The 22,554-nt window shown below is 50.8% G+C and carries 24 protein-coding genes; 4 read left to right on the plus strand and 20 right to left on the minus strand.

The window, feature by feature from the left end; translation table 11 throughout:
- On the minus strand, positions 1-263 hold a 263-nt coding region (locus EKM91_RS09695; RefSeq protein ID WP_164508526.1), incomplete at its 3' end, for a helix-turn-helix domain-containing protein.
- Between the two features lie 191 nt (positions 264-454).
- The gene (ccpA, locus tag EKM91_RS09700) at positions 455-1,456 is read right to left on the minus strand and encodes a catabolite control protein A (RefSeq protein WP_125753398.1); all 1,002 of its coding nucleotides are present in this window, start codon (positions 1,454-1,456) and stop codon (positions 455-457) included.
- Positions 1,457-1,658: 202 nt separating this feature from the next.
- Here ccpA and EKM91_RS09705 point away from each other — a divergent pair, with 202 nt between their 5' ends.
- A complete protein-coding gene (locus tag EKM91_RS09705) occupies positions 1,659-2,759 on the plus strand; it encodes a M24 family metallopeptidase (RefSeq protein ID WP_125753401.1) in 1,101 nt (366 codons plus the stop codon).
- Positions 2,760-2,831: 72 nt separating this feature from the next.
- On the opposite strand, the gene EKM91_RS09710 is transcribed toward EKM91_RS09705, so the two are convergent.
- Positions 2,832-3,290, minus strand: coding sequence for a YtxH domain-containing protein (locus tag EKM91_RS09710; RefSeq protein WP_125753404.1), 459 nt, complete (start codon positions 3,288-3,290; stop codon positions 2,832-2,834).
- Positions 3,291-3,300: 10 nt separating this feature from the next.
- Positions 3,301-3,717: a DUF948 domain-containing protein gene (locus EKM91_RS09715; protein ID WP_125753407.1), complete on the minus strand. Its 417-nt coding sequence runs from the start codon at positions 3,715-3,717 to the stop codon at positions 3,301-3,303.
- 138 nt (positions 3,718-3,855) lie between these two features.
- Between EKM91_RS09715 and EKM91_RS09720 the strand changes: the two genes are divergently transcribed.
- Positions 3,856-4,734 (plus strand): mechanosensitive ion channel family protein, encoded by an 879-nt coding sequence (locus EKM91_RS09720; protein ID WP_125753410.1) that lies wholly within the window; start codon positions 3,856-3,858, stop codon positions 4,732-4,734.
- Positions 4,735-4,806: 72 nt separating this feature from the next.
- On the opposite strand, the gene cbpB is transcribed toward EKM91_RS09720, so the two are convergent.
- Positions 4,807-5,286, minus strand: coding sequence for a cyclic-di-AMP-binding protein CbpB (gene cbpB / locus EKM91_RS09725; protein WP_125753413.1), 480 nt, complete (start codon positions 5,284-5,286; stop codon positions 4,807-4,809).
- Positions 5,287-5,455: 169 nt separating this feature from the next.
- Here cbpB and EKM91_RS09730 point away from each other — a divergent pair, with 169 nt between their 5' ends.
- Positions 5,456-6,187, plus strand: a complete 732-nt coding sequence (locus EKM91_RS09730; RefSeq protein WP_125753416.1) for an MIP/aquaporin family protein — start codon at positions 5,456-5,458, stop codon at positions 6,185-6,187.
- 198 nt (positions 6,188-6,385) lie between these two features.
- Here EKM91_RS09730 and EKM91_RS09735 read toward each other — a convergent pair whose 3' ends face one another.
- Both EKM91_RS09735 and racE read right to left on the minus strand, forming a co-directional pair.
- Positions 6,386-6,901: a YfcE family phosphodiesterase gene (locus EKM91_RS09735; RefSeq protein ID WP_125753419.1), complete on the minus strand. Its 516-nt coding sequence runs from the start codon at positions 6,899-6,901 to the stop codon at positions 6,386-6,388.
- 13 nt (positions 6,902-6,914) lie between these two features.
- Positions 6,915-8,348, minus strand: a complete 1,434-nt coding sequence (racE, locus tag EKM91_RS09740; RefSeq protein WP_125753422.1) for a glutamate racemase — start codon at positions 8,346-8,348, stop codon at positions 6,915-6,917.
- A 107-nt stretch (positions 8,349-8,455) separates the two neighbouring features.
- Here racE and EKM91_RS09745 point away from each other — a divergent pair, with 107 nt between their 5' ends.
- Positions 8,456-8,932, plus strand: coding sequence for a DUF2507 domain-containing protein (locus EKM91_RS09745; RefSeq protein ID WP_125753425.1), 477 nt, complete (start codon positions 8,456-8,458; stop codon positions 8,930-8,932).
- Between the two features lie 139 nt (positions 8,933-9,071).
- Here EKM91_RS09745 and trxA read toward each other — a convergent pair whose 3' ends face one another.
- The 13 genes from trxA to dinB form a co-directional block, all read right to left on the minus strand.
- Positions 9,072-9,383: a thioredoxin gene (gene trxA, locus EKM91_RS09750; RefSeq protein WP_125753428.1), complete on the minus strand. Its 312-nt coding sequence runs from the start codon at positions 9,381-9,383 to the stop codon at positions 9,072-9,074.
- A 66-nt stretch (positions 9,384-9,449) separates the two neighbouring features.
- Positions 9,450-11,804: an endonuclease MutS2 gene (locus tag EKM91_RS09755; protein ID WP_125753430.1), complete on the minus strand. Its 2,355-nt coding sequence runs from the start codon at positions 11,802-11,804 to the stop codon at positions 9,450-9,452.
- 79 nt (positions 11,805-11,883) lie between these two features.
- The gene (locus tag EKM91_RS09760) at positions 11,884-12,423 is read right to left on the minus strand and encodes a CvpA family protein (RefSeq protein WP_125753433.1); all 540 of its coding nucleotides are present in this window, start codon (positions 12,421-12,423) and stop codon (positions 11,884-11,886) included.
- A complete protein-coding gene (gene zapA, locus EKM91_RS09765; protein ID WP_125753436.1) occupies positions 12,423-12,668 on the minus strand; it encodes a cell division protein ZapA in 246 nt (81 codons plus the stop codon). Before zapA ends, EKM91_RS09760 begins: the two co-directional genes overlap by 1 nt.
- Positions 12,669-12,765: 97 nt before the next feature.
- A complete protein-coding gene (locus EKM91_RS09770; protein WP_125753439.1) occupies positions 12,766-13,077 on the minus strand; it encodes a DUF1292 domain-containing protein in 312 nt (103 codons plus the stop codon).
- Positions 13,078-13,097: 20 nt separating this feature from the next.
- On the minus strand, positions 13,098-13,529 hold the full coding sequence (ruvX, locus tag EKM91_RS09775) for a Holliday junction resolvase RuvX (protein WP_125753442.1): 432 nt from the start codon (positions 13,527-13,529) through the stop codon (positions 13,098-13,100).
- On the minus strand, positions 13,529-13,789 hold the full coding sequence (locus EKM91_RS09780) for an IreB family regulatory phosphoprotein (protein WP_125753445.1): 261 nt from the start codon (positions 13,787-13,789) through the stop codon (positions 13,529-13,531). Before EKM91_RS09780 ends, ruvX begins: the two co-directional genes overlap by 1 nt.
- A 119-nt stretch (positions 13,790-13,908) precedes the next feature.
- The gene (alaS, locus tag EKM91_RS09785; RefSeq protein ID WP_125753448.1) at positions 13,909-16,551 is read right to left on the minus strand and encodes an alanine--tRNA ligase; all 2,643 of its coding nucleotides are present in this window, start codon (positions 16,549-16,551) and stop codon (positions 13,909-13,911) included.
- 266 nt (positions 16,552-16,817) lie between these two features.
- Positions 16,818-17,711 (minus strand): hypothetical protein, encoded by an 894-nt coding sequence (locus EKM91_RS09790; protein WP_125753451.1) that lies wholly within the window; start codon positions 17,709-17,711, stop codon positions 16,818-16,820.
- Between the two features lie 23 nt (positions 17,712-17,734).
- Positions 17,735-19,072, minus strand: coding sequence for a DEAD/DEAH box helicase (locus EKM91_RS09795; protein WP_125753454.1), 1,338 nt, complete (start codon positions 19,070-19,072; stop codon positions 17,735-17,737).
- A gap of 26 nt (positions 19,073-19,098) precedes the next feature.
- A complete protein-coding gene (locus tag EKM91_RS09800) occupies positions 19,099-20,049 on the minus strand; it encodes a DHH family phosphoesterase (protein ID WP_125753457.1) in 951 nt (316 codons plus the stop codon).
- Position 20,050: 1 nt separating this feature from the next.
- Positions 20,051-21,367 carry a DRTGG domain-containing protein gene (locus EKM91_RS09805; protein WP_125753460.1) on the minus strand — a complete coding sequence of 439 codons (1,317 nt, stop codon included), beginning with the start codon at positions 21,365-21,367 and terminating at the stop codon, positions 20,051-20,053.
- Positions 21,368-21,426: 59 nt separating this feature from the next.
- Entirely contained in the window at positions 21,427-22,530 is a 1,104-nt protein-coding gene (gene dinB / locus EKM91_RS09810) for a DNA polymerase IV (RefSeq protein ID WP_164508527.1), read from the minus strand.
- Positions 22,531-22,554: the final 24 nt, after the last annotated feature.

Below are 22,554 nucleotides of genomic sequence, written 5' to 3' on the forward strand. Positions count from 1 at the left end.
TGGAGATTGGCAATGCTGGCAGCGGGACGCTTCAATCTGGCGACCAAGGTGGCAATTCGTTGCTGCACAAGCATAATCGGGCAGTGCACTTGCCGCAAAGCGTAAAGTTCACGATTCATCGCCACCAGCTCATTATAAATAAAGCGACTGGCATCGCGGTTGCGTTTGATCAAGCATTTCTGTTCAGTCGATGGATAGACACGCAGGCGTACGCCGAAGTGATACGGGAGTTGTACCATGGTTACTGTTTTAGGCTTAGGCATATTGTCACCTCCATCATGGTAAAAGCAATATACCAAACACACGTTCCCGTGTCAAGCTACATTTTTGGCGGTACTCGCCAACTTGCATTCCTCCTCCGATTGAAATCGGGGGATTCTTGCTTTGACTATATTGAACCGCAACCAAGGCCAACAAAAAAGAGTGCGCAAGCGCACTCTTTTTTGTTATCGCTTTACTTCGTTGACTTGCGGGTAGTGATATCAAACCCTAGCCGGATCGTCTTGGCATCGATATCTTCTTTGTTCATCATCTTAGTCAATAACCGCATGGCCACAGCCCCAATATCATACAACGGCTGGTCGATGGAGGTCATTTGCGGACGCGCCATTTCGGTGAGCTTCGTATTGTTGCTGGTGATCAATTCAAAGTCAGCTGGTACGGAGATGCCTTCATCCAATGCCCCATCCAAAACCCCAAACGCTAACTCGTCATCGCCGACTAAAGCGGCGGTCGCGCCTGCTTTTTGCAGCTGCTTGAACATTGCCAAGCCGGCATGGTAGCTGGCTTCGCTTTCAAAGACCAGCGATTCATCATAGGCTAAACCAGCTTTGGCTAAAGCCTGCTTATACCCTTGCAAACGATACTGACCGTTGATCGGCTGCGCCAGCGGACCCGTAACCAAAGCGACCTTTTGATTGCCGGAATCGATCAAGCGTGTCGTCGCGGCTTCGACTGCGGCAACATAATCAATATTCACAGAGCCCACTTGCTCGTCAGGATCAACGGAGCCGGCCAAGACGATCGGCGTCTTGCTGCGGGAGAATTCTTGGCGGATACTGTCTGAAATATCATGCCCCATGTAGATCAACCCGTCCACTTGCTTGGCCAAAAGGGTGTTTAACACTTGCACTTCTTTTTGACTATTCTCATCAGAATTTGCCAAGATGATGTTGTACTTGTACATGGTTGCCACATCGTCGATCCCGCGTGCTAAGCTGGAGAAGAACATGTTCGTGACATCAGGAATGATCACCCCGACTGTCGTGGTCTTCTTGCTTGCTAAACCACGAGCAACCGCGTTAGGACGATAATCTAGGCGATCGATGACCTCTAGTACTTTCTTGCGCGTTGCGGGCTTAACATTCGGGTTCCCATTGACGACCCGTGACACGGTAGCCATCGAAACGTTGGCTTCACGTGCCACGTCATAAATTGTGATTGTTTGTTTTTCCATTCTTTAATTGCTCCTTATTTCACAGTTGAACTAATATCTCAGCTTTAATTTACAACCCACTCTAACAGAATAAAATTGGGAATGCAAGCGTTTTACTGAATTTTTCACTGAAACTTTCAAGAGCGTTTTTCAGAAAGCCGACGGGATGCGACTTATGCTATACTAAAAACGATTATGAGCAAAAAATGAGTGGAGGTTCGCCATGAATCAGCAACTAACCAGCCTACAAAAGTGGGTCCAAGATGAAGGTCTTGATGTGGCTTACATCTCAAATTTTACCAATATCAACTATTTCACGGATTTCTTCCAAGATCCTGAAGAACGCGTGACTGGCCTGTTTGTTTTTCCTGATCACGAGCCCTTCCTTTTTACCCCGGCACTATCATTGGAAGCGGTCAAAAAATCTGGTTGGCCATATGCCGCCTTTGGCTATCTCGATCACGAAGATCCTTTCGCATTGATCGCCGATCACATTCGTGCCATCAACCCCAACCCGCTGCGTTGGGGAATCGAAAAAGCCGACTTAGCCGTCTCAAAATTCGAAGCGCTGATGCATGAATTCCCGCAAGCAAGCTTTCCAGCTGATGCCAGCCCGAAGATCGAACAACTGCAGCTGATCAAGACCCCAGCTGAGCTCGAGACGATGATCGTCGCAGGGCAGCAAGCCGATGCGGCTTTTAAAGCCGGTTTTGCTGCGCTCAAAGCCGGGATCAGCGAACAAGCGGTCGTCGCTGAAATCGAATATGCCATGATGAAACAAGGCGTCATGCATATGTCTTTTGACACCATCGTGCAAGCTGGCATTGATGCCGCTGACCCGCACGGCGGCCCAGAAGCGACCCCTGTGCGACCCGGTGAGCTGGTGTTGTTTGACCTTGGGACCAACAATCACGGTTATATGAGTGACGCCACGCGCACAGTCGCCTTTGGCGGTGCGGTTTCGCCTAAAGCCAAGGAGATCTTTGATGTTTGTTTGGAAGCACAACTGACTGCACAAGCGGCAGTGCGTCCTGGGTTGACCGCAGCCGCTTTAGACAAGATCGCCCGTGACGTGATCACAAAAGCCGGCTACGGCGAATACTTCAATCACCGATTGGGCCACGGGATCGGCATGTCGACGCATGAATTTCCGTCGATCATGGCTGGCAATGATATGCCATTACAAGCAGGCATGTGTTTCTCTATTGAACCTGGGATCTATATCCCTGGCGTCGCTGGGGTCCGCATTGAAGACTGTGTCCATGTCACCGCAGATGGTTGCGAACCATTCACGCATACTAACAAGGAATTCACGATCATCTAGTCAAAAACGCACGTCAAAAGCGGCGGGCTAAGATCACCGGATTGGTGATCTTAGCCCGCCGCTTTTGACTCGTTATTGCTGGTCGTCTTGATCTGATGTTGTTTCCGGTTCTGGTTCCGGCTGAGGTGCGGATTGCTTGGCATCGTCGGCAGAGTCTTTGGCTTGGGCAAAAGCGCTCTTGCCATCTAACACGATATCATCAAAATCATCACTCGCCGCAACTTCTGGGGCGGCGGTCAATTCATCTTTCAACGCCTGGGTTTGGTCATCATACGTGTTCAGATCAGCGTCTTGTGGTTTTGCTTTATCTTTCAGATTCTCCACGAGATCAGTCGCAGATTCGCGCCAATCAGCGGTTGCTTCGCGGGCATAGTCATAATAATCCGCGGCCCGATCAGCCAGATCATCTTTCTTTTGGGTAAACTTACGCCGTAATTCATCGGAAGTTTGCGGCGTCAACAGATATGTCGTCGCCAATGCACTCGTTGCACCTAAAATGAAACCTAAGAAAAAGTGTCCTTTTTTAGCCATGAGCTGCCTCCTAGTCTTTCTTCTTCAATAAATTCATTGCTGCTTTACCAACTCTTGCTGCTACCGTGATCTTCGCTGAATTGGCCGCGCCATTGGCCACTTTGGTCGCAAGACTGCGCGTAGAACTGTTCAGATCCGAAACGCTTTCTCCTAATTCCCCGATCGCGTCAAAAACCGGATCGATCGCCGCGACCTTACCGTTAACGTCTTCCAGCAAGGTGTTTGACTTCGTTAATAGGGCCTCGACTTCATGCGTCAACGTTCCTAACTCGCCATTCACCACATCCAGCGTCGCGTTGACCGAAACGACCGTTTGTTTGACTTCTTTAGTCACACCGGCAACTTTAAATCCGATCGCCGCTAATGCGACGGCGATGATCAAAAATGCGATTGCCGCAATGAGTCCGGCAATTCCTCCTAACGTCATGCAACACCCTCCTTATCCGCTATGCGTTTCGATGCACACGGCTGACTATGTTAAGAATATCATCATTACTGGGGCCGTTCAAATCATTGTGCGACTTTGGTAAGATAGACATAATCATGCTTACGCGAAAGGACGATCATGTTGTTTCTCACCCAAACCAAAAACCTTACGCAACAAACGAATCTGCTCCTGCGTTATCTGGACAACATCAATTGGGATGCGGTCTTCAATCACCTGATCACCGTCATTGGCGAGATCATTTTTTTCACCATCTTATTCATGGTGATCCGCAGCGTTGGCAAGCGATTGATCACCCGCGGCTTCGTTTCCTACAAGAATCGCAGCCGCCTCAGCGGGACGCGCGTGGATACCATGCGGACTTTGACCAGTAACATCTATTCGTATACCGTGTTGTTTTTCTACTTCTATGCGGTTTTGTCCGTACTGGGCGTACCAGTGGGGACTTTGATCGCTGGGGCTGGGGTCGTAGGGATCGCTTTGGGCTTAGGGGCTCAAGGTTTCGTTTCCGACGTTGTCACCGGGATCTTCATCATCTTAGAAGGCCAATTCGATGTCGGCGATGCCGTCAAGCTTGGCGCGATTTCTGGCACCGTCACCTCAGTCGGCTTGCGGACCACGACGGTCAAAAGCCCCGACGGCACGGTCAACTTCATTCCCAATCGCAATATCAGTATCGTCTCCAACCTTTCTCGCAGTCAAATGCAAGTATTGATCAACTTGCCAGTGGCGCCAGATGTGGACTTAGAATTGCTGCGTCAAACCTTGACCGCCGTGAACCATGACCTGCTCGCTAAAACCCCTGCCATTACCGATGGCCCTGCTTTATTAGGGATGAGCGCCAATGGTGATGGGACTTTCGCCTACCAAGTGATGATGCATGTGAAAAACGGAGAACAATTAGCGGTGCAGCGAAAGTTTTTAGGCGCCTATCTCAACGCGCTGGCAGCCGCTGGGATCCAGATTCCTACCCCGAAATTGCGCCAGCCGCAAAAATAATGTCACGCGCTCACTGAATCCAGTAAAAAGGACCAGCCAATCTGTTTTGGCTGGCCTTTTTTGGCGGGCAGATCACTCGGTTTCATGTTCTTTAGGCGTCATTTGGTAATAATGATCGAGGTTATGGGCAATGTAATTGATCCCTTTCATCACCTCACGCCGCGTCACGATCCCGGTAAAGGTCCCATCATCTTGGACGACTGGCAAAAAAGGATTATCGACCAGCAGATGCAAGACATTTTCGACGGCATATGGATTATCAATGGTCACCACATCGGTTTCCATCACATCCCCAACGCATTGTTGATCCAGCGCCTCAAGGCTGAAATCATCAAGGCCAAGCATCTGGTCAGTGATCATCGCAAGCGATAATAGACCTTTAAAGTGATCTTGATTGTCTAAAACTGGGATCTTTGCATAGCGCACCTTCGTCAAGAGCAAAAAAGCATGTCGCAAAGAATTATCAACCCCGACGCTCGCGACCACGTCACCAGGGATCATAAAGTGCTCACGATTTTCTATCATCATGTGATCAATTGCTTGGTTGAACATATGGACACTCCTTTTTGTTTCCTTTATTATCTTACCGCATTCAAGCATGTGAAGATATATACAAATAAAAATCTTTACATGGCCTTAACAGTTATTTACTATAGTTGTATAACTTGGTACCATTGTAATCATATGCTGTCTGCACACACAATAATTATGGAGGAGAAAAATGACATACGATTTAGGCGTTCGCCTTGCAGCAGAATTTATCGGTACTGCAATTATGGTCGCCCTGGGCAATGGGTCAGTCGCAAACGTTGATTTGAAAGGGACTAAGGGTAACGGCTCTGATTGGATGCTGATTGCCGTAGGTTATGGTGCCGGGGTCATGATCCCAGCCATGATCATCGGGGGGATTTCTGGTAATCACATCAATCCGGCCTTCACACTTGGTTTAGCGGTTTCTGGTTTATTTCCATGGACTGAAGTGTTACCTTATATTTTGATCCAATTTGCTGGGGCTATCTTTGGCCAGGCAATGGTCGTCGCAGCTTATAAGCCGCATTATGATCTCACCACCAACCCGCAACACATTTTAGGGACTTTTAGCACCATTAGCGCCACCAAGAGTCAGCTCAACGGCTTCATCAACGAATTTATTGGTTCTTTTATTCTTTTCTTTGGGGCGTTAGGGATCACCAAGGCACCATTTTTCGCCAATAATTTAGGGACTGCGCATATGGCCTTAGGATTTTTGGTCGCTACTTTAGTCGCATCCTTTGGCGGTCCCACTGGTCCGGCTTTGAACCCAGCGCGTGACTTAGGGCCGCGGCTCTTGCACCAATTGCTGCCACTCAAGCACAAAGGCTCCTCTGATTGGGGCTATGCCTGGGTTCCAGTGGTTGCACCAACGCTGGCTGCAATCACCGCAATCGCCTTATATAAGAACGTCTTCATGTAATTATTCCTACCGCCAACGGCGTTGCCGTTGGCGGTTTTTTTGTGGCTAACAAGTCACAAGGCCATGATCGCCTTACAAAACAGGCCCCTTAAGCCCACGATCAAAACCGTCGTCTCAAGGTGCCTGTATGCTGCACAAAACCGTGATCTGCCGCGGTCTTGATGCAATATTGCCAAAAGTTTTTCATCCCCATACTGCTTAGCGCTGCCAGTCAAATGCCAGTTTCGGCACCGGTTGACCATCGCGATTCACATATTGTACATGATATTGGGTGGAGGTCCATGTGATCACGGCGTAAGTCCCGCCTAGACGGGCATATTGGCCGCGCGGCTGACTGATACTGCCGGGATTTAACACCAGCATCTGCTCCTCCATAAAGACCCCTAGCTGATGCGTATGCCCAAATAAGATGATCTGCGCTTGTTGGGCTTGGCCGGCCGCTAATAAAGGCGCCAGCGTGAAATTCACGTTGAAGCGATGGCCATGCGTCATCCACACGCGCACCCCGCTAAAGTCTTGGGTGACGGTCAGGGGAAAATCCGGATCATCATCCATATTGCCAGCCACCGCTTGGTAAGTGTCAAACAATGGGTCATTCGCTGTTAGTTCAGAATCACCGCAATAAAAATATCCATCTGCATCTGGTTGCTGTTTGAGGATCGTCTTTAAGATCTCGGCATCCCCATGGGTATCACTCACGACTACAAGCTTCATAGCGGACCTCCTTTTAGCCTTTTTGATACCAATCGCCCCAACGCGCTTCTAGTGCTCTTAGCGCGTTGCCGCGATGGCTGACGCCGTTTTTTTCATCTGGAGTCAACTGCGCCATGGTCTTGCCTAATTCAGGTAAATAAAAGTACGGATCATAGCCAAAGCCGTTCTCGCCTTGTGGCAGTCCCACGATCACGCCATCCACATGGCCAGAAACCACCAGATCTTGGTTGGGCAAGCCAGGCTTTGCCAATACCAAGGTGCTGACAAAACGCGCCGTGCGTTTTGCTGCCGGGACACCGGCTAACTCGGCGATCAGCTTCGCATTATTAGCGGCATCATTATGCCCCTTGCCCGCATAGCGGGCTGAAAAGACGCCTGGCTGCCCGCCTAAGGCATCCACTTGCAGTCCAGAGTCATCTGCTAAGACTGGCAACTCCAGCATCTTAGCGTAGCCATCAGCCTTCAACCGGGCATTTTCTTCAAACGTCGTCCCAGTTTCTTCCACAGTCGGCAATGCAGGAAAATCACTCAAGCTTTTGACGCTGACCCCAAGTTTGGCAAACATAGCCCCGATCTCACGGACTTTACCGGCATTTTTAGAAGCCACCACCACCGTTGTCGGCAATGCGGTCACCACGTCTTGCGGCTGTTGGGTGATGTCGACATGCGTGGCCGTGATCGGCTGGTTGAGCCATTCGCTGGCAATGGTCTCAAACAAGGCCGCACCAGCAGTCGTATAATACGTCCGCGTAGCCGCGTGGCCGCTGGTATTGGCCAGATCGAAGTAATCAAGCAGCATTGAAACATCACTCACCGTTTCAGCCCCAGAGTCGATCAAAGTGACACCTTCACCCATCACATTTTGGATCAAAGGACGCAACAATGGATAATGCGTGCACCCCATGACTAAGGTGTCAATATCGGTATGCGTCAATGGGCGCAAAGTTTGGGCCACGACTTTTTTGGCAACGGCAGAATGCGCTTCATTCGATTCCACGACGGCCACAAATTTAGGCGCTGCCAAACTGGTCACCTTGACTTGCGGATCTTTGGCTTGGATCGTGTGCGCATACGCACACGAACGCACCGTGCCTTCGGTTGCGATCACCCCAATATGGCCGGTATGCGTATGCCGCAGCGCCGCTCGGCTGCCGGGTTGGATCACCCCGATCACCGGGATCGTCAGTTTCGTGCGCAAATCGTCTAACGCCGCAGCTGTCGCGGTGTTGCAGGCGATCACCAGCAACTTGATTTTTTTCGTTAATAAAAAATTCACCATTTGCCAAGTAAACGCACGGACTTGTGCCGCAGGCCGCGGGCCGTATGGTAAACGTGCCTGGTCGCCTAAAAACACGATATTTTCGTTGGGCAGCTGCCGCAGCGCCTCTTTGACCACGGTCAGACCGCCCACGCCAGAATCGATGAAGCCAATCGGCTGAGTATTCATGAAAAAGCTCCCTTCTCTGAATCTTCATTGTCCCCGGTTTTTCGGTAAAATTCAAGTCGCCACTCCGGCGGCTTTTGGGTATACTTATAATGAATAGGAGGCGTACCATGCCAAAAGCCAGTTATCCAGAATTATTAAACTTACCCGCGACCGGCCCATTATTCGGCCAGCTCATGCTCCGGGACTTATTACTGCCAGATCTGCTTGGTAAAGAAACCGAAACGATCACTTATTGGGCTGGCCGCAGTTTAGCGCGCCGGCTGCCAGTCGCAGAAGGTGATCTGCCGGCACTATTTGCGCGGATCGGCTTTGGCGAGCTGACCGCTTCGACTAGCAAACGCCACCAACGCCTCTACACGCTAAGCGGCACCACAGTCGCGACGCGCATGGCCAATTTTGATGCCCCTGATTTTCGCCTGGAGGCAGGCTTTTTAGCCCAAAGTTTGCAACAAACATTCGGGTGTGTAGTCGAAGCCAGTGCCGCTGTGGATATGCGCAAGCAAGTCGTCACGTTAACGGTGATCCTTGATGAAAAAACACCCCAGCCAAAAGCGGAATCACAGATGACGTTAGCCGATCTATAACAAAAACGCCAACCCGAGCGTCTTGAAGACGCTCGGGTTGGCGTTTTTTACTGCCGCTGATGTCAGGGCATCAAAGCCGTTTGCTGACAAAATGACCACTAAAAAAACCGAGCACAACGGCTCAGCCTTCAACGCCTATTTAGGCGGTATATTTGTCCAAGATCTCGTTGAGTTGGTCTTTGGTATGGTAACCGACGACCTTTTCAACTGGCTTGCCGTCTTTTTTGATCAGCAGCGTTGGAATGGCCATGATCCCAAAGGATTGTGGCGTATTCGGGTTTGCATCGATGTCCATCTTCACAAACTTCACGTCATCGCGTGCGTCTGCTAATGCATCAACGACTGGGCTTTGCATCTTACAAGGACCGCACCAAGTTGCCCAAAAGTCAGTCAAGGTTACGCCGGTCGCGGTTTCGGTTTCAAAGTTCTGATCTGTCACTGCTTGAACCATTAATGATTCCTCCTCTTACTTTTTGTAACTATATCTTACCACGCCCACCCAGAAAATACCACCATGTTACTTGAACTGGACGATCGTTGCCCCAGAACCGCCTGCATTTTGCGGTGCAAAGCCGAATTTTTTGACTTGCCGATGCCGCTTGAGATATGCGGTCACCCCATTACGGATCGCACCAGTCCCTAGGCCGTGGACGATGGTCACTTGCGCATACCCGGCCAGCAAGGCGGCATCGATATATTGATCCAGATTCGTCATCGCTTCTTCATAACGCTGCCCGCGCAGATCTAATGTGGTTGACGGCCCAGTTGCCCCGCGGACTACCGTCACTTGACGCTTTGGCGTTTCGGTCTTTGGCGGTTGGACTTTTTCGAGGTCTTGCGTGGCGATTTTCATGCGGATGATGCCCATTTGCACTTCCCAGTGACTCGCATCCACTTGGTCTAACAACTCACCGGTTTGGTCGTAAGAAAGCACCCGCACCGTATCACCTTTGTGGAGGGCTTGCTTATTTTTTTCACGCCGCAACACCCGATTTTTGGGTTGTGCCTTTTCTTGATGCAAATTCTTGAGGGCGGTCTTGGCTTCGATCAAGCGATTTTCCTTCACATCCCCGCGCTGCTCTTTTTGCATCTGGCGCAAGTTGCCGATGATCTTATCGGCTTTAGCCTGAGCTTTATCAACGATCGCATTCGCTTGATCTTTGGCTCGATCTAATTGGCGCTCACGCTCAGTGAAGAAATCTTCATAGGCGTGTTTGAGCTCATCATGCAACTGCTGTGCGGCTTCCAATTGGTGGCGCGTTTCCAGATATTCGGTTTCCGCGGCTTTGCGCTGGCTTTCCAGATCAGAGATCATATTATTCAAGTCATGGGAATCCTCAGCGATCAAACCTTTAGCCGCCGCGACGATGGTCGGATCAAGCCCTAGTCGCTGCGAAATATCAAAGGCATTTGACCGTCCAGGTACGCCGATCAGCAACCGATACGTTGGCTGTAATGTGGCCGCGTCAAATTCCATGGAGGCGTTGATCGTCTGAGGCGTGTTATACCCATACAGCTTCAATTCTGGATAGTGAGTCGTCGCCACCACTTGAGCCCCCGCTGCCCCGACGGCATCGAGGATCGCGATCGCCAACGCCGCCCCTTCTTGAGGATCGGTCCCGGCACCAAGTTCGTCAAATAAAACCAGCGCATGATCATCCATGGCGCCTAAAATGTCCACGATCGTCTTCATGTGCGAACTAAAGGTACTCAAACTCTGCTCGATCGACTGCTCATCCCCAATATCCGCAAAAACGTTGGAATAGACACCGATCGTCGAGTGTGCTTCTGCTGGAATGAACAAGCCTGATTGGCCCATCAATTGTAATAACCCCAAGGTCTTCAACGTGATCGTCTTCCCCCCAGTATTGGGGCCGGTGACGACGATCGCTTGATAATCAGCACCGATCGTGATCGTATTAGGGACCACTTGATGCCGATCGATCAACGGATGGCGTGCTTGGAGCAGATCCACATGGTTTTCAGCTGATACTTGCGGCTCAGTGGCCTTCAATTGCTTGGCATACTTGGCTTTGGCATTGATAAAATCAAAGTGGCCGAGTAGTTGGGAGTTATGCCGCAGCTCTTTGGTGTATGGCGCAACTGCTTCAGACAATTCGGCTAGGATGCGAACGATTTCGGCTTGCTCTTCCAGTTGTGCTTCTCTGAGGCGATTGTTCATTTCGACAATGGCTTGCGGCTCAATGAACAACGTCTGTCCAGATGCGCTTTGATCATGCACCACCCCGCCAAATTGGCCCCGATACTCTGCTTTGACTGGGATCACATAACGGTCGTCACGAATCGTAATGATCGGGTCGCTTAAATACTTTGCAGAGCTGCCGCGGGTATATTTTTCCATCCGGCTGCGGATCTCGCCTTCAAGACTGCGGATCGCTTGGCGCACACCTCGCAGTGCCGGGCTGGCTTCATCAGTCAAGCTGCCGTCTTCATCTACAGCGACCGTCAAGCGGCGCTCAAGCGCAGGCAAAGCCACTAATTGCGCTTGCAAGTCATACACGCGCCGCAAGTCTAAGCGAGCTTGCAGATCATCTAAAAACTTCACCACGGCACTGACGGTTTTCAACACGCGTCCCAATGCTGCCAGCTCGCGTCCATTCAACGTGGCACCGATTTCGACCCGCTTCAGTGCAGGCGCAATATTGTCGAGCTGCGGCACCGGGATGCCGCCGGCTAAGCGCAAGATCGATGCGCCGTCTGCAGTTTCATCTAAAGCAGTCTGGACCCATTGCGGATTGCTGGAAGGCACGAGTTTAGCCACTAACTCCGCGCCGACCGCGGTCGTCACTAACCCTTGTAAACTTGCGCGGACCTTACCATACTCTAAGGTCGTCAAGATCTTCGTATTCATAGCTGCCTCCTAATTCAAAAAGAAACGACGTCTAATGCAAGGAGTCTGCCCCAAGCATAGCCGTCGTTGATATTAACGTTTATTTCGCGATCCATAAGGTGGTGAACAAGCTTGTCAAGCCGGGCGTATACCGCACGATCGAGCGGGCGATCAAGGAATGCGCCAGCATATCTTGAATCGCCGTCACTGGGATCAAAGCGAACAGATACAACACCAAGAAGATGAACAAATAGCCCATCAAAAAGTTCAAGACCCCGCCAACCAGCCAGCTCACTTGCTGATCACCGACGCGATACGTCAAGTTGTGAAACCACAACGCCACAAAGCGCGTCACCAGCCAGCCGACCATTAACATGAAGACAAAGGCCACACCATTATAAAAGCCGTGATCTAAGGTCAACCCGACTTGATTCGTGAAAAAAACAAACTGACTTTGTTCGGTGGCGCTAGGATATGGGACCCATTGCGTCATGACGACTCCTAACGGCCGATAAGTCGCCCATGCCAAACCTAAACTGAATAGATAGCCCACAACGTGAATGAGTTGCAGCCACACACCGCGTCGCGCACCAGAATAAAAACAATAGGCTAACACGGCTAGGATGATCAACGATACCATTATTTTTCCTCGTGTTCCTCTAGCTGTTTGGCGGCTTGTGCTGCCACTTGATCGGATAAAGCATTAAACGCTAATAATACCGCTGCATCTTGCAAGCTCAACTCCGGTGAGAGTTTTTGGATCTGGGCGAGTTGCTGATTGAGCAACGCCGTCGTGGCTTGGAAGTGTGCGGTCGTCCCAGGGCCAATGATCGTATAGGTTTTACCTGCTATTTCGGCCTTAAACCGCCGCTTCTGCTCTGTCACAACACTGCCTCCTCAATTGTATACCGATAATCATTTTACCATGAAAAGTAACACGAAAAAAGCCGGACCATGAGCACTCACAGTCCGGCCAGTTGGGTTACTCGGCGTCGTCATCGGCCAAGAAGGTATTCAGCACTTCTTCAACCATCGCCCATTCATCATCATCTTCGATCGGATACAAGTCACCTTGGCTCGCATCCCCATTCTCGTCAGGTGTGAAGGAGAACGCTTGGATCTCGACTTCTTCATCATCGCTGGCACTTTGCGGGTATAACAAGACATAACTCTTGTCATAGTCTTCAGAATCAAAGGTAAACAAGACTTGGTATAATTCTTCGTTACCCTTATCGTCGATCAACGTGATCAGCTGTTCATCATCACCTGGATGCAAGTGTTCTTGTTCTGCCATAATTGCCTCCTATCAGCAAGTTAGCGGGTCAAGCGACCCTTTTGGTCCAAATAGTTTTGTAGGATCATCTGCGCGGCCAGCTTATCGATCACTTGCTTTTGCCGTTTGCGACTGGCATCTGCTTCTTCGATCAGCATTCGTGACGCTTCAACTGTCGTCAGGCGCTCATCGGTAAAATCGACAGGCAGCCCAAACCGTTCTTCAAGCATCTTCCCGTATTCTTGTGATTTCTCAGCACGGGGGCCTAAGGTGTTGTTCATATTCTTTGGCAAGCCGCATACGAACCCAGTGACCGAATATTCGGTCACGATCTGAGCGACGCGGTCTAAGCCAAATTCGCCTTTATCCTCATTGATTCGAATAATTTCGAGGCCTTGAGCCGTCCACCCAAAAGGATCACTCATGGCGACCCCGACAGTTTTGGACCCAATATCTAACCCCATTAGGCGCATTAATCTTTCTCCTTGCCGAGATAGTTACGAACGAGCTCTTCGATGATGTCATCACGTTCGTGTTTGCGAATCAAGTTACGGGCATCGTTGTACCGCGGGATATACGCCGGGTCGCCAGAAATCAGATAACCGACGATCTGGTTGATCGGATTATACCCTTTTTCTTCCAACGAGTTATACACCGTTTCTAATGTTTCATGAACATTTTTCGGGTCGTTATCGCGAAAATCAAAGTGGACGGTTTGATCTAATGTGCTCATTCTTAACACCTCTATTCTGTCCAATTCACCTATTATTCTACTTGAAAAGTCAACAAAGTACAATCAAACTAAATGGTCATTATTGCCCTTTGCTCGGCAATTCAAAAGCTGATAGGCGATTATTTAGCCGCTAAAACCGTCACTGCTGCCGCTAATGCTGCCGGGATCCCGTCTGGATCCTTCCCCCCAGCTTGGGCCAGGTCTGGACGGCCGCCACCGCCGCCTTGCACTTTCGGCGCAATGGCTTTGATGATATCGCCGGCTTTGACGCCTTTTTTGATGGCGTCGGCACTGACGGCTGCCAATAAGTTGGCTTTGCCTTTAGCCGCCGTTGCTAAGACTAACACATCAGAAGCTTGCTTGGCTTTCCACTCATCAGCAAGCTGGCGTAATTCATTCATCCCGGCGACTTGCAATTGCGCCTTGATCAACGTATAGTCGCCGGCTGGTTCTGCTGAATCAAATAAGCCGCTGGCCGCTTGGGCCGCTAATTTGGCCTGTAAGCTTTCCACTTGCTTTTGGCTGGCTTTTAATTCCGCTTGGATGCTGGCCACTTTAGCCGGCACGGCATCCAGTTGTTCACTTTTGACTGCAGCGGCCACTTGATGAAGCAGCGCTTCTTGATGATTCAAGTACTCAAACGCCTCTTGCGACGTGACGGCTTCGATCCGGCGCACACCGGCGCCGATACCGCTTTCCCCAGTGATCTTGAATAATCCCAAAGCACTGGTATTATCCGGATGCGTGCCGCCATCGAATTCCTTATTGAAATCTCCAATGGTCACCACGCGCACGGTATCGCCGTACTTATCGCCAAACATCGCGATCGCGCCTTCTTTTTTGGCGTCTTCAAGCGGCATTTCTTTCCAAGTGATCGGCAATGCGCGCCAGATCTGCGTGTTGACGATTTTTTCGATTTGTTGCAGTTGGTCGGCGGTCACTTGGCCAAAATTCGTGAAATCAAACCGTAAGTAGTTGGGTTCCACCAAAGAGCCGGCTTGATGCGTATGATCGCCTAAAACCATCCGCAGCGCCGTATCCAGCAAGTGAGTCGCCGTATGGTTCATAGAGACCTTCTGCCGCCGGATCAAATCGACTTTTAACGTATAGGTGGCGCCTTTTTTCAAAGTCCCTTCAACGTCGACGGTATGCAGATTTTGGCCATTAGGCGCGTGTTGGACATCCAAGACGCGCGCCACCACTGCGCCATCTGCATCAATGATCTCGCCATGATCAGCCACTTGGCCGCCCATTTCTGCGTAAAACGGCGTTTGATCAAAGATCACTTGGGCCACACCAGCAGTCGCTTGGGCCACTAACGCATCATCAACGATCAAGGCTTGCAACACGGCTTGATCTTCAGTATCCGTCCAGCCGGTGAACTTGCTTTCAGTTTCGATCCCCATCAACAGCTTGTCTTGGCTGCCCATGGACTGCGCGTCACCGCGCGCGGCCCGCGCCCGCTCACGTTGGGCTTGCATGTTGGCTTGATAGCCATCCATATCCACACTTAAGCCTTCATCTTCTGCAAGCTCTTGGGTCATTTCGACTGGAAAACCAAACGTATCAAATAATTTAAAGGCCGTCGCCCCAGGCACGACACTTTCCCCTTTGGCTTTGAGGTCAGCGATCGTTTGGTTAAGCAAGGCCACCCCTGCATCTAAGGTTTCACGGAAGCGCGCTTCTTCAGAGCGGATCACTTTTTCAATGAATTCCTTGTTCTTCAGCACTTCTGGATAATAGCTTTGCATGATCTGACCGACCACTGGCACGAGCTGGTACAAGAAATCAGATTCGATGCCTAACTTCTTGCCGTTCAATACTGCCCGGCGGATCAACCGGCGTAACACATAGCCGCGGCCTTCATTGGAAGGCAATGCCCCATCCCCGATGGCAAATGTCACCGTACGGGCATGGTCGGCAATGATCTTAAACGAAACATCGTCTTTAGCGTTGGCATTATAGTGTTTATTTGCTGATAACGCCTCGGTTTTTTCGATGATCGGCATGAACAGATCGGTTTCAAAGTTTGTCCGTGTGCCTTGAATGACTGACACCAGCCGTTCCAGGCCCATCCCGGTATCAATGTTTTTATGCGGTTGTTCGACATAGCGGCCATCTGGGAGATGATTGAATTCAGAAAAGACCAAATTCCAGATCTCTTCATAGCGTTCATTTTCGCCGCCAGGATAGTTTTCCGGATCATCTTCAGCCACATCATTGAAGCTTTGGCCGCGATCAAAGAAGATCTCTGAATCCGGGCCGCATGGGCCTTCGCCGATATCCCAAAAGTTGTCTTCCACATCAAAGATCCGCTCATTGGCTAACCCAACCACTTCATGCCAAATACGGCGAGCTTCGGTATCTTTAGGGTAGACGGTGACGTACAGCTTATCCTTGTCTAACCCTAACCACTGCTCAGCAGTCAAGAACTCCCAAGCCCAAGGGATCACTTCCGCTTTGAAGTAATCCCCTACGGAGAAGTTCCCCAGCATTTCAAAAAAGGTCAAATGCCGGGCAGTTTTGCCGACGTTTTCAATATCATTGGTCCGGATCGATTTTTGGGCGTTAGTGATCCGCGGATTCTTCGGCACGACACTGCCATCAAAATACTTCTTCAACGTCGCAACGCCTGAATTGATCCATAACAACGTCGGGTCATTCACCGGGATCAAACTCGCGCTGGGCTCTACATCGTGACCTTTGGACTTAAAGAAATCAAGAAACATCTGGCGGATTTCTGCACTGCTAAGCTGCTTCATAGTTACCTCCTAAAATTTTGTTCACAAAATATAAAAACACCGCTGCAATCCAAGGACGCTGACGCGCGGTACCACCTTGTTTGCAACGATGTTGATCGTATACCTCTTCATTAACGTGTTCAGTTATGCATCAGGGAGCACTGGCTAAGCGGATCCGCAGCGTTCTCAACATCCCGCTGCTTTCTGTATGACCACTGGCTTATCAGCATATCCTAACGTTTGCTAATTATACGAAGCTGTCCGACTGGTGTCAACTGCCATCCCGGCTAATCCAAACTGATCACGGCGACTTTGCGATAGGTGTGCGCAGCAAACGGCACATTCTCCGCCGCGCGGTAATAAGGCGACCAGCCCAGCAAGCCGGCCCCGCGTTTGGCCACTGCTTCAGCCACTAACTCTGGGGTGCTGGTTTGGGTGGGAATGGTCAAGCCAAAGCGATTAGGCAAATAAGCGGGTAATGTTTTCGGCAAGTGATTGCCCCAGGTAAAGAGCTGGTCAAACCCGCCGCCTTGCAAGTATTCATATTGGTCTTCAGTCGGCAGACTGAAGCCAAACCCGCCAAGTGCTTTAGCTAAGCCAGCTTGGTCCCAATCATGCCGCAGGCGCACTTGATAATGATGCGCACTGGCTTGGCGCAAGACTACCTTGCCAGAAGCTAACACCGGCGCCCAAGTCGGTTGGGCCTCGGGATCGACACTGGTGACCGTCGGCCGCAGCAACGATAACACAGCCGGCTTATACGGCACATACGCAAAGTGATTGCCCTTGAAGACTTGGGTCAATAAGTTGACTTGGCCAATGACTTCTTCGTTCACCGGTACCGCTTGGCGCGCCACTAACATCGGCGGCATCGCCACGACCCGCTTGGGGCTGAGGGCAGCCGGCGGTAATTGGGCTAACAGCTCGGCGATCACCGGTTCATGGCGATCGACGCCTAAACTGACTTCTCGCCTGCCTGGGACAAACCGCAGCCATTCCCCTCCGATCAGCGCATCAAAGGTGTTCAGGGTTTGGCCAAAATAATCCACCGTCACCGGTTTTAATTGATCGACAGCCAACAATGGGCTGAGAAAATAGCGGGTCAGCTGCTCAAAAATAAACTGCCGCCGTTGTGGCTTTAACCCTTCCCATTCTGGAAACAACAATTCTGCATTGACCATCCGGATCCTCCCCCATTTGTTGGCTACGACTTTTTGGCTTTACGGGCTGCGCGCAATTCTTCGCGCTTCTTGATGCGAGAATTTTGCCGGCGTTCAGTCGCGATCGCCTTTTGGATCTTTTTCTTGTAACCAGGCATGTGCTTCTTTTGTTCCTTCTTCGCCAACCCCCGAATCGCCAAGGAGCGCGGATCTTCTTTGGCTTTGCGCGTGGTACGGCGGTTGCGATCATATGAATCCACGATCTCGCCATTCTTGATCGCTTTAGGCGTAAAGTGAATGCCCATATGCTCCAGCTCAGCGATCTGGTCTTCTTGTCCAGGCGCATAAAGCGTGATGGCAATCCCAGACATACCATTGCGCCCGGTCCGGCCGACACGATGAATGAAGAATTCGTTATCACTAGGGATCTCAGCATTGATCACATGTGATACCCCTTTGATGTCGATGCCGCGGGCAGCCAGATCCGTCGCCACGACATATTGGTACTTCAACGCCGCCACGTCTTTCATCACGCGTTTGCGTTCGCGCGGCGGGATGCCGCCATGGATCTTCGCGACGTCTAAGCCTTGATCGGTCAAATATTGATGAATATGATCCACACTGGTCTTGGTGTTGGCAAAGATCAGCACCAAAAACGGCTGGCCGATCGTCAAGAGTTGGTAGATCATTTGGTTTTTATCGCGCCCTTTAGCGGCGATCAGCCAATTGTCGACTGTGTCGGCGATCACGGTTTGCGGCCGGATCTCAATTTCAGTCGGATTGGCCATATACTTCTTCAAAAATGGTTGCAACTTCTGCGGGATCGTCGCAGAAAAGACTAACATTTGCAAGTCTTTAGGAAAAGTCGCGGCAATACTGTCAACTGCTGATAAGAACCCCATATCTAAGGTCATATCCGCTTCATCCACCACAAAAGTCGTTGCGGTATGCGCAGCTAGCGCACCTGCTCGGATCAAATCAAGAATCCGCCCAGGCGTACCGATCACGATATGGGGTTGTTGGTGTTTCAGCTTTTCGATTTGTTTGGCTTTATCGGTGCCGCCAACATAGCGCTGGATGCGCACCTCTGGCAGTGCCGAAGCCAAAGTCGTTGCAACCGTGTAAAGTTGCGTCGCCAATTCACGGCTAGGGGCGGTGATGACGGCTTGCACCTGATCTTTTTCTGGCGCGATCTGCGATAAGATCGGCACCAAAAAGGCGTGGGTCTTCCCCGAACCGGTTTGACTTTGACCGATCACGCTTTCACCGCGTAATACCGCCGGGATCACCCGTTCTTGGATCGGCGTGGGCGTCGTGATGTGCATGGCATCCAGGCCTGCGATCACGTCGGCGCTAAGCGCGTATTGTTTAAATTGGTTCATGAATCCTCCTATATCGGGACGTGGCGTTATTGCGCCACAAATTGGGTCACCAGTGTTTCTAGTTCGGTTTGGATCGCGGCGATTTCTGATTGATCTTGCGCTTTAGCACCACTGGCAAGCGGATGGCCGCCGCCATGATGGGCCTTAGCCAAGGTATTGATGATCGGACCTTTGGAACGCAAGTTGACGCGATATGGGGCATCTGCTTGTTCGACGAAGATCGCCCAAGCAACCACTTCGCCTAAGCGGCCTGGGGTGCCAACTGCCGCATGCACTTGGTCGCTAGTCAACCCCAGCGTCTGCACGACTGATAATGGGATCACCACGCTGGCTGCGCCATGGGCAGTCACTTGCAAATGGTCAAACACGTAACTTTGTAACTTTGCTTGGGCCAAAGAGATCTGATTCATCCGGTTATTCAACGCCGTCGGATCGAAATCTTCTTGGATCAACGCCGCGGCTACTTCCAAAGTATGTGCGCTGGTGTTGTTAAACAAAAAGCGCCCGGTATCGCCAACGATCCCTGCATACAACAGTCTTGCCACTGCCGCATTAAACCCTAAACGCCCAGCAGCATGTTGGATCAGATCATAAATCAGCTCAGAGGTGGAACTGGCTTCTGGCACCACCCAAGTCAAATCGCCATAATCATCATCATTGGGATGGTGATCGATCTTGATCAAAAATTTACCGGAGTTGAAACGCTGATCACTCACGCGCGGCGTATCCGCGGTATCGACCGTGATCACTAACGCTTGCGCATACGCTGAATCCGGCACATCATCCATCGTGGACAGCCAATCGAGATTCCCCACATCACCACCGGCTAATAAGACGGTTTTTTGCGGATATGCCGCTTGGATGCTGGCCCCTAAGCCGCCTTGTGATCCTAAAGCATCCGGGTCGGGATTGACATGGCGATGAATGATGATCGTGTCTGCGGCTTCGATTTGGTCTAAAATCGCATCTAAGTTCATGTTAGTTCCTTTCTAGCAACTGACAAGTGACCAATGCCTTAGCCACTGGCAAACCGTCTGTTGCCAACTCAATGTCAAGCGTGGCTTCATGTCGCGTCATTTCTAATGGCCGCACATGGATGTTGACCGTCGTTTCTAATTGGATCGGCCGAAACGTGTGTAAGGATTGTTGGGCCACTAACACATTGCGGCGCCCGGCACGGTTCAAATATCCGGTCGCAGCGGCATTCACCGCTTCGTTCAACACCCCAAAACTCAACGTCCCTAATTGATTGGTCATGACTGGAGTCGTGTGCAGGCGATAATCGGCTTGATCCACCGCCGCCGACTCCACTAACGTCATTTGACTCGCCACTTGATCAGCAAAGGTCGCGGCATCGCGGCTATGGTTCAGATCTGCCATGCTGGCAAAGACACTTTGGCGCGTCACGATGCCTAACAGCTGCCAGGAATCATCCACTACCGGCAGCACCTTCAAGCCATTGCCTTGCATCGTATGGCCCACTGTGGTGACGCTCAAGTAAGGCTTGACGGTTTGCGGATCTTTGTACATCACCCGTTCCAGCGGCGTCGTGCCTTTTTTACCTGCAACCATCGATTCGGTGACCATCCCCACCAGCCGCCCGGTAGCGGTGATCACAGGCAGATAAAAGTCACTTTGATCGCCGCGCAAACGTTGAAATTCAGCTACAGTTTCGTCTGGCAAAGCGGTTTTAGTCTTACTCAGCGGGGTATAAATCGCCGCGACTGTCAAAATATCTTGCTTGATTGCCTGATCAGACAAGGCCCGGTTGATCATGGTCGCCACGGTAAACGTGTCATAACTGGTTTGCATGACCGGCAAAGACGCCGCGTTGGCTTTGGCAATGACCGCATCGCTGGTCATAAAGCCCCCAGTGATCAAAACTGCGGCGCCATTTTCTAAGGCTAACTTCTGGGCATCTTCACGGTTCCCGATGATCATCAGGGAATTCTTGGTAATGTAGCGGATCATTTCATCCGGCGTCATCGCCCCGATCACGAACTTGTCCAGTTTCTTGGCCAACCCCGCAGAGCCACCTAAGACTTTGGCGTCGATCAGCTTCAACAAGGCCTTGAAGGTCAAAGAATCAATATTGTTGATCGGCTTTTGTTCGATCCGGATCGTGCCCACGCGTTCGATCGTCGACACTAAACCAGTCGCTTCAGCCTCTTTGATCGCACGATAAGCAGTCCCTTCAGAGACTTGTTGCTGCTTTGCGATCGAGCGGACCGAGATCTTGGTGCCTACCGCAAGATTTGCGATAAATTGTAGGATCTGTTCATGTTTCGTTGCCATTGTCTTACCTCATGTCATTTCAGTTAGTGTTAGTATAACACATCTCAGTGCTGTACTAATCACAGCGGGAGATCGATATTTTCAAATTGCTGCGGATCAAGTCCCGTCACGGTGATGCCTAACAACCGGATCGCCAGTTCAGCAGGATGGCTTTGTTGCCACAGTTGCCAGGCCGCTTGAAAAATAGCGGTCTCCCCTTCGATGTAATTGGCCGCTGTCACCCGCCGCGTAATGGTGTTAAAGTCGGCATCGCGCACTTTTAACACCACGGTTTTACCGTGTTTTTGTTTGCGTGATAAGGCGTCTTGCACGAGGGCAGCGAGTTTTTGCAGCTCTTTTTCGACTTGGGCATCGGTGGTTTTGATCGCGCGATAGGTCCGCTCTTTGCCGATCGATTTGGCGTCGGCGACATGTACCGGGCGATTATCGACACCGCGCGCATGCTGGTACAGTCCTAAGCCCATCTTGCCAAATAATTGGATCAGTTCATCTTGCGAATGTTGTTTTAAGCTGGCGCCATCGGTGATTCCTAACGCTTCCAGCCGTGGCAAAGTCTTTTTGCCCACACCGCGAAACGCCGCGATCGGCAAGCGATCTAAAAACGCTTCTGCTTGCTCTGGCAAGATCACGGTACGGCCGTTGGGCTTATTATATTCTGACGCTTCTTTGGCTAAGAATTTGTTATAAGACAACCCAAAACTACATGTCAGCTGGCAAGTCGCTTGAATCTGGGCTTGCAGCCACAAGGCCAAGTCGATCTTCGTGGCAAAATCATGATTCGCCGACACATCCAAATATGCTTCGTCTAAAGCCACCGGCTCGATCAAGTCGGTCACTTGATGAAACAGCGCATGGATCTGTTGTGACACGGCGCGATATTTTGTAAAGTCTGGCGCTTTAAACACCAATAGCCGCCGCGGAACCAGCTTCAACGCTTCATTGGCAGGCATGGCTGAGTGCACGCCATATTGCCGCGCCACATAATTAGCCGTCGTGACCACGCCTTTGCCGCCGGTTTGGCGCGGATCATGCGCGATCACCAACGCCTTTTGCCGCAAGGACGGCTCATCGCGCTGTTCGATCGACGCATAAAACGCATCCATATCAATATGCAAAATTCGCCGACTGATATCATTAGTTAACGGCACTTCCAACCACGCCATCGCCATCCCTCCTTTCGCATGTCT

Origin of the sequence: Lacticaseibacillus baoqingensis, assembly GCF_003946165.1 — a bacterium.
Lineage (GTDB): Bacteria > Bacillota > Bacilli > Lactobacillales > Lactobacillaceae > Lacticaseibacillus > Lacticaseibacillus baoqingensis.

Coding starts and splice junctions, on each gene's coding strand:
- ccpA (WP_125753398.1), bottom strand. CDS start 1,456: ATGGAAAAACAAACAATCACAATTTATGACGTGGCACGTGAAGCCAAC.
- EKM91_RS09705 (WP_125753401.1), top strand. CDS start 1,659: ATGAATCAGCAACTAACCAGCCTACAAAAGTGGGTCCAAGATGAAGGT.
- EKM91_RS09710 (WP_125753404.1), bottom strand. CDS start 3,290: ATGGCTAAAAAAGGACACTTTTTCTTAGGTTTCATTTTAGGTGCAACG.
- EKM91_RS09715 (WP_125753407.1), bottom strand. CDS start 3,717: ATGACGTTAGGAGGAATTGCCGGACTCATTGCGGCAATCGCATTTTTG.
- EKM91_RS09720 (WP_125753410.1), top strand. CDS start 3,856: ATGTTGTTTCTCACCCAAACCAAAAACCTTACGCAACAAACGAATCTG.
- cbpB (WP_125753413.1), bottom strand. CDS start 5,286: ATGTTCAACCAAGCAATTGATCACATGATGATAGAAAATCGTGAGCAC.
- EKM91_RS09730 (WP_125753416.1), top strand. CDS start 5,456: ATGACATACGATTTAGGCGTTCGCCTTGCAGCAGAATTTATCGGTACT.
- EKM91_RS09735 (WP_125753419.1), bottom strand. CDS start 6,901: ATGAAGCTTGTAGTCGTGAGTGATACCCATGGGGATGCCGAGATCTTA.
- racE (WP_125753422.1), bottom strand. CDS start 8,348: ATGAATACTCAGCCGATTGGCTTCATCGATTCTGGCGTGGGCGGTCTG.
- EKM91_RS09745 (WP_125753425.1), top strand. CDS start 8,456: ATGCCAAAAGCCAGTTATCCAGAATTATTAAACTTACCCGCGACCGGC.
- trxA (WP_125753428.1), bottom strand. CDS start 9,383: ATGGTTCAAGCAGTGACAGATCAGAACTTTGAAACCGAAACCGCGACC.
- EKM91_RS09755 (WP_125753430.1), bottom strand. CDS start 11,804: ATGAATACGAAGATCTTGACGACCTTAGAGTATGGTAAGGTCCGCGCA.
- EKM91_RS09760 (WP_125753433.1), bottom strand. CDS start 12,423: ATGGTATCGTTGATCATCCTAGCCGTGTTAGCCTATTGTTTTTATTCT.
- EKM91_RS09770 (WP_125753439.1), bottom strand. CDS start 13,077: ATGGCAGAACAAGAACACTTGCATCCAGGTGATGATGAACAGCTGATC.
- ruvX (WP_125753442.1), bottom strand. CDS start 13,529: ATGCGCCTAATGGGGTTAGATATTGGGTCCAAAACTGTCGGGGTCGCC.
- EKM91_RS09780 (WP_125753445.1), bottom strand. CDS start 13,789: ATGAGCACATTAGATCAAACCGTCCACTTTGATTTTCGCGATAACGAC.
- alaS (WP_125753448.1), bottom strand. CDS start 16,551: ATGAAGCAGCTTAGCAGTGCAGAAATCCGCCAGATGTTTCTTGATTTC.
- EKM91_RS09790 (WP_125753451.1), bottom strand. CDS start 17,711: ATGGTCAATGCAGAATTGTTGTTTCCAGAATGGGAAGGGTTAAAGCCA.
- EKM91_RS09795 (WP_125753454.1), bottom strand. CDS start 19,072: ATGAACCAATTTAAACAATACGCGCTTAGCGCCGACGTGATCGCAGGC.
- EKM91_RS09800 (WP_125753457.1), bottom strand. CDS start 20,049: ATGAACTTAGATGCGATTTTAGACCAAATCGAAGCCGCAGACACGATC.
- EKM91_RS09805 (WP_125753460.1), bottom strand. CDS start 21,367: ATGGCAACGAAACATGAACAGATCCTACAATTTATCGCAAATCTTGCG.
- dinB (WP_164508527.1), bottom strand. CDS start 22,530: ATGGCGTGGTTGGAAGTGCCGTTAACTAATGATATCAGTCGGCGAATT.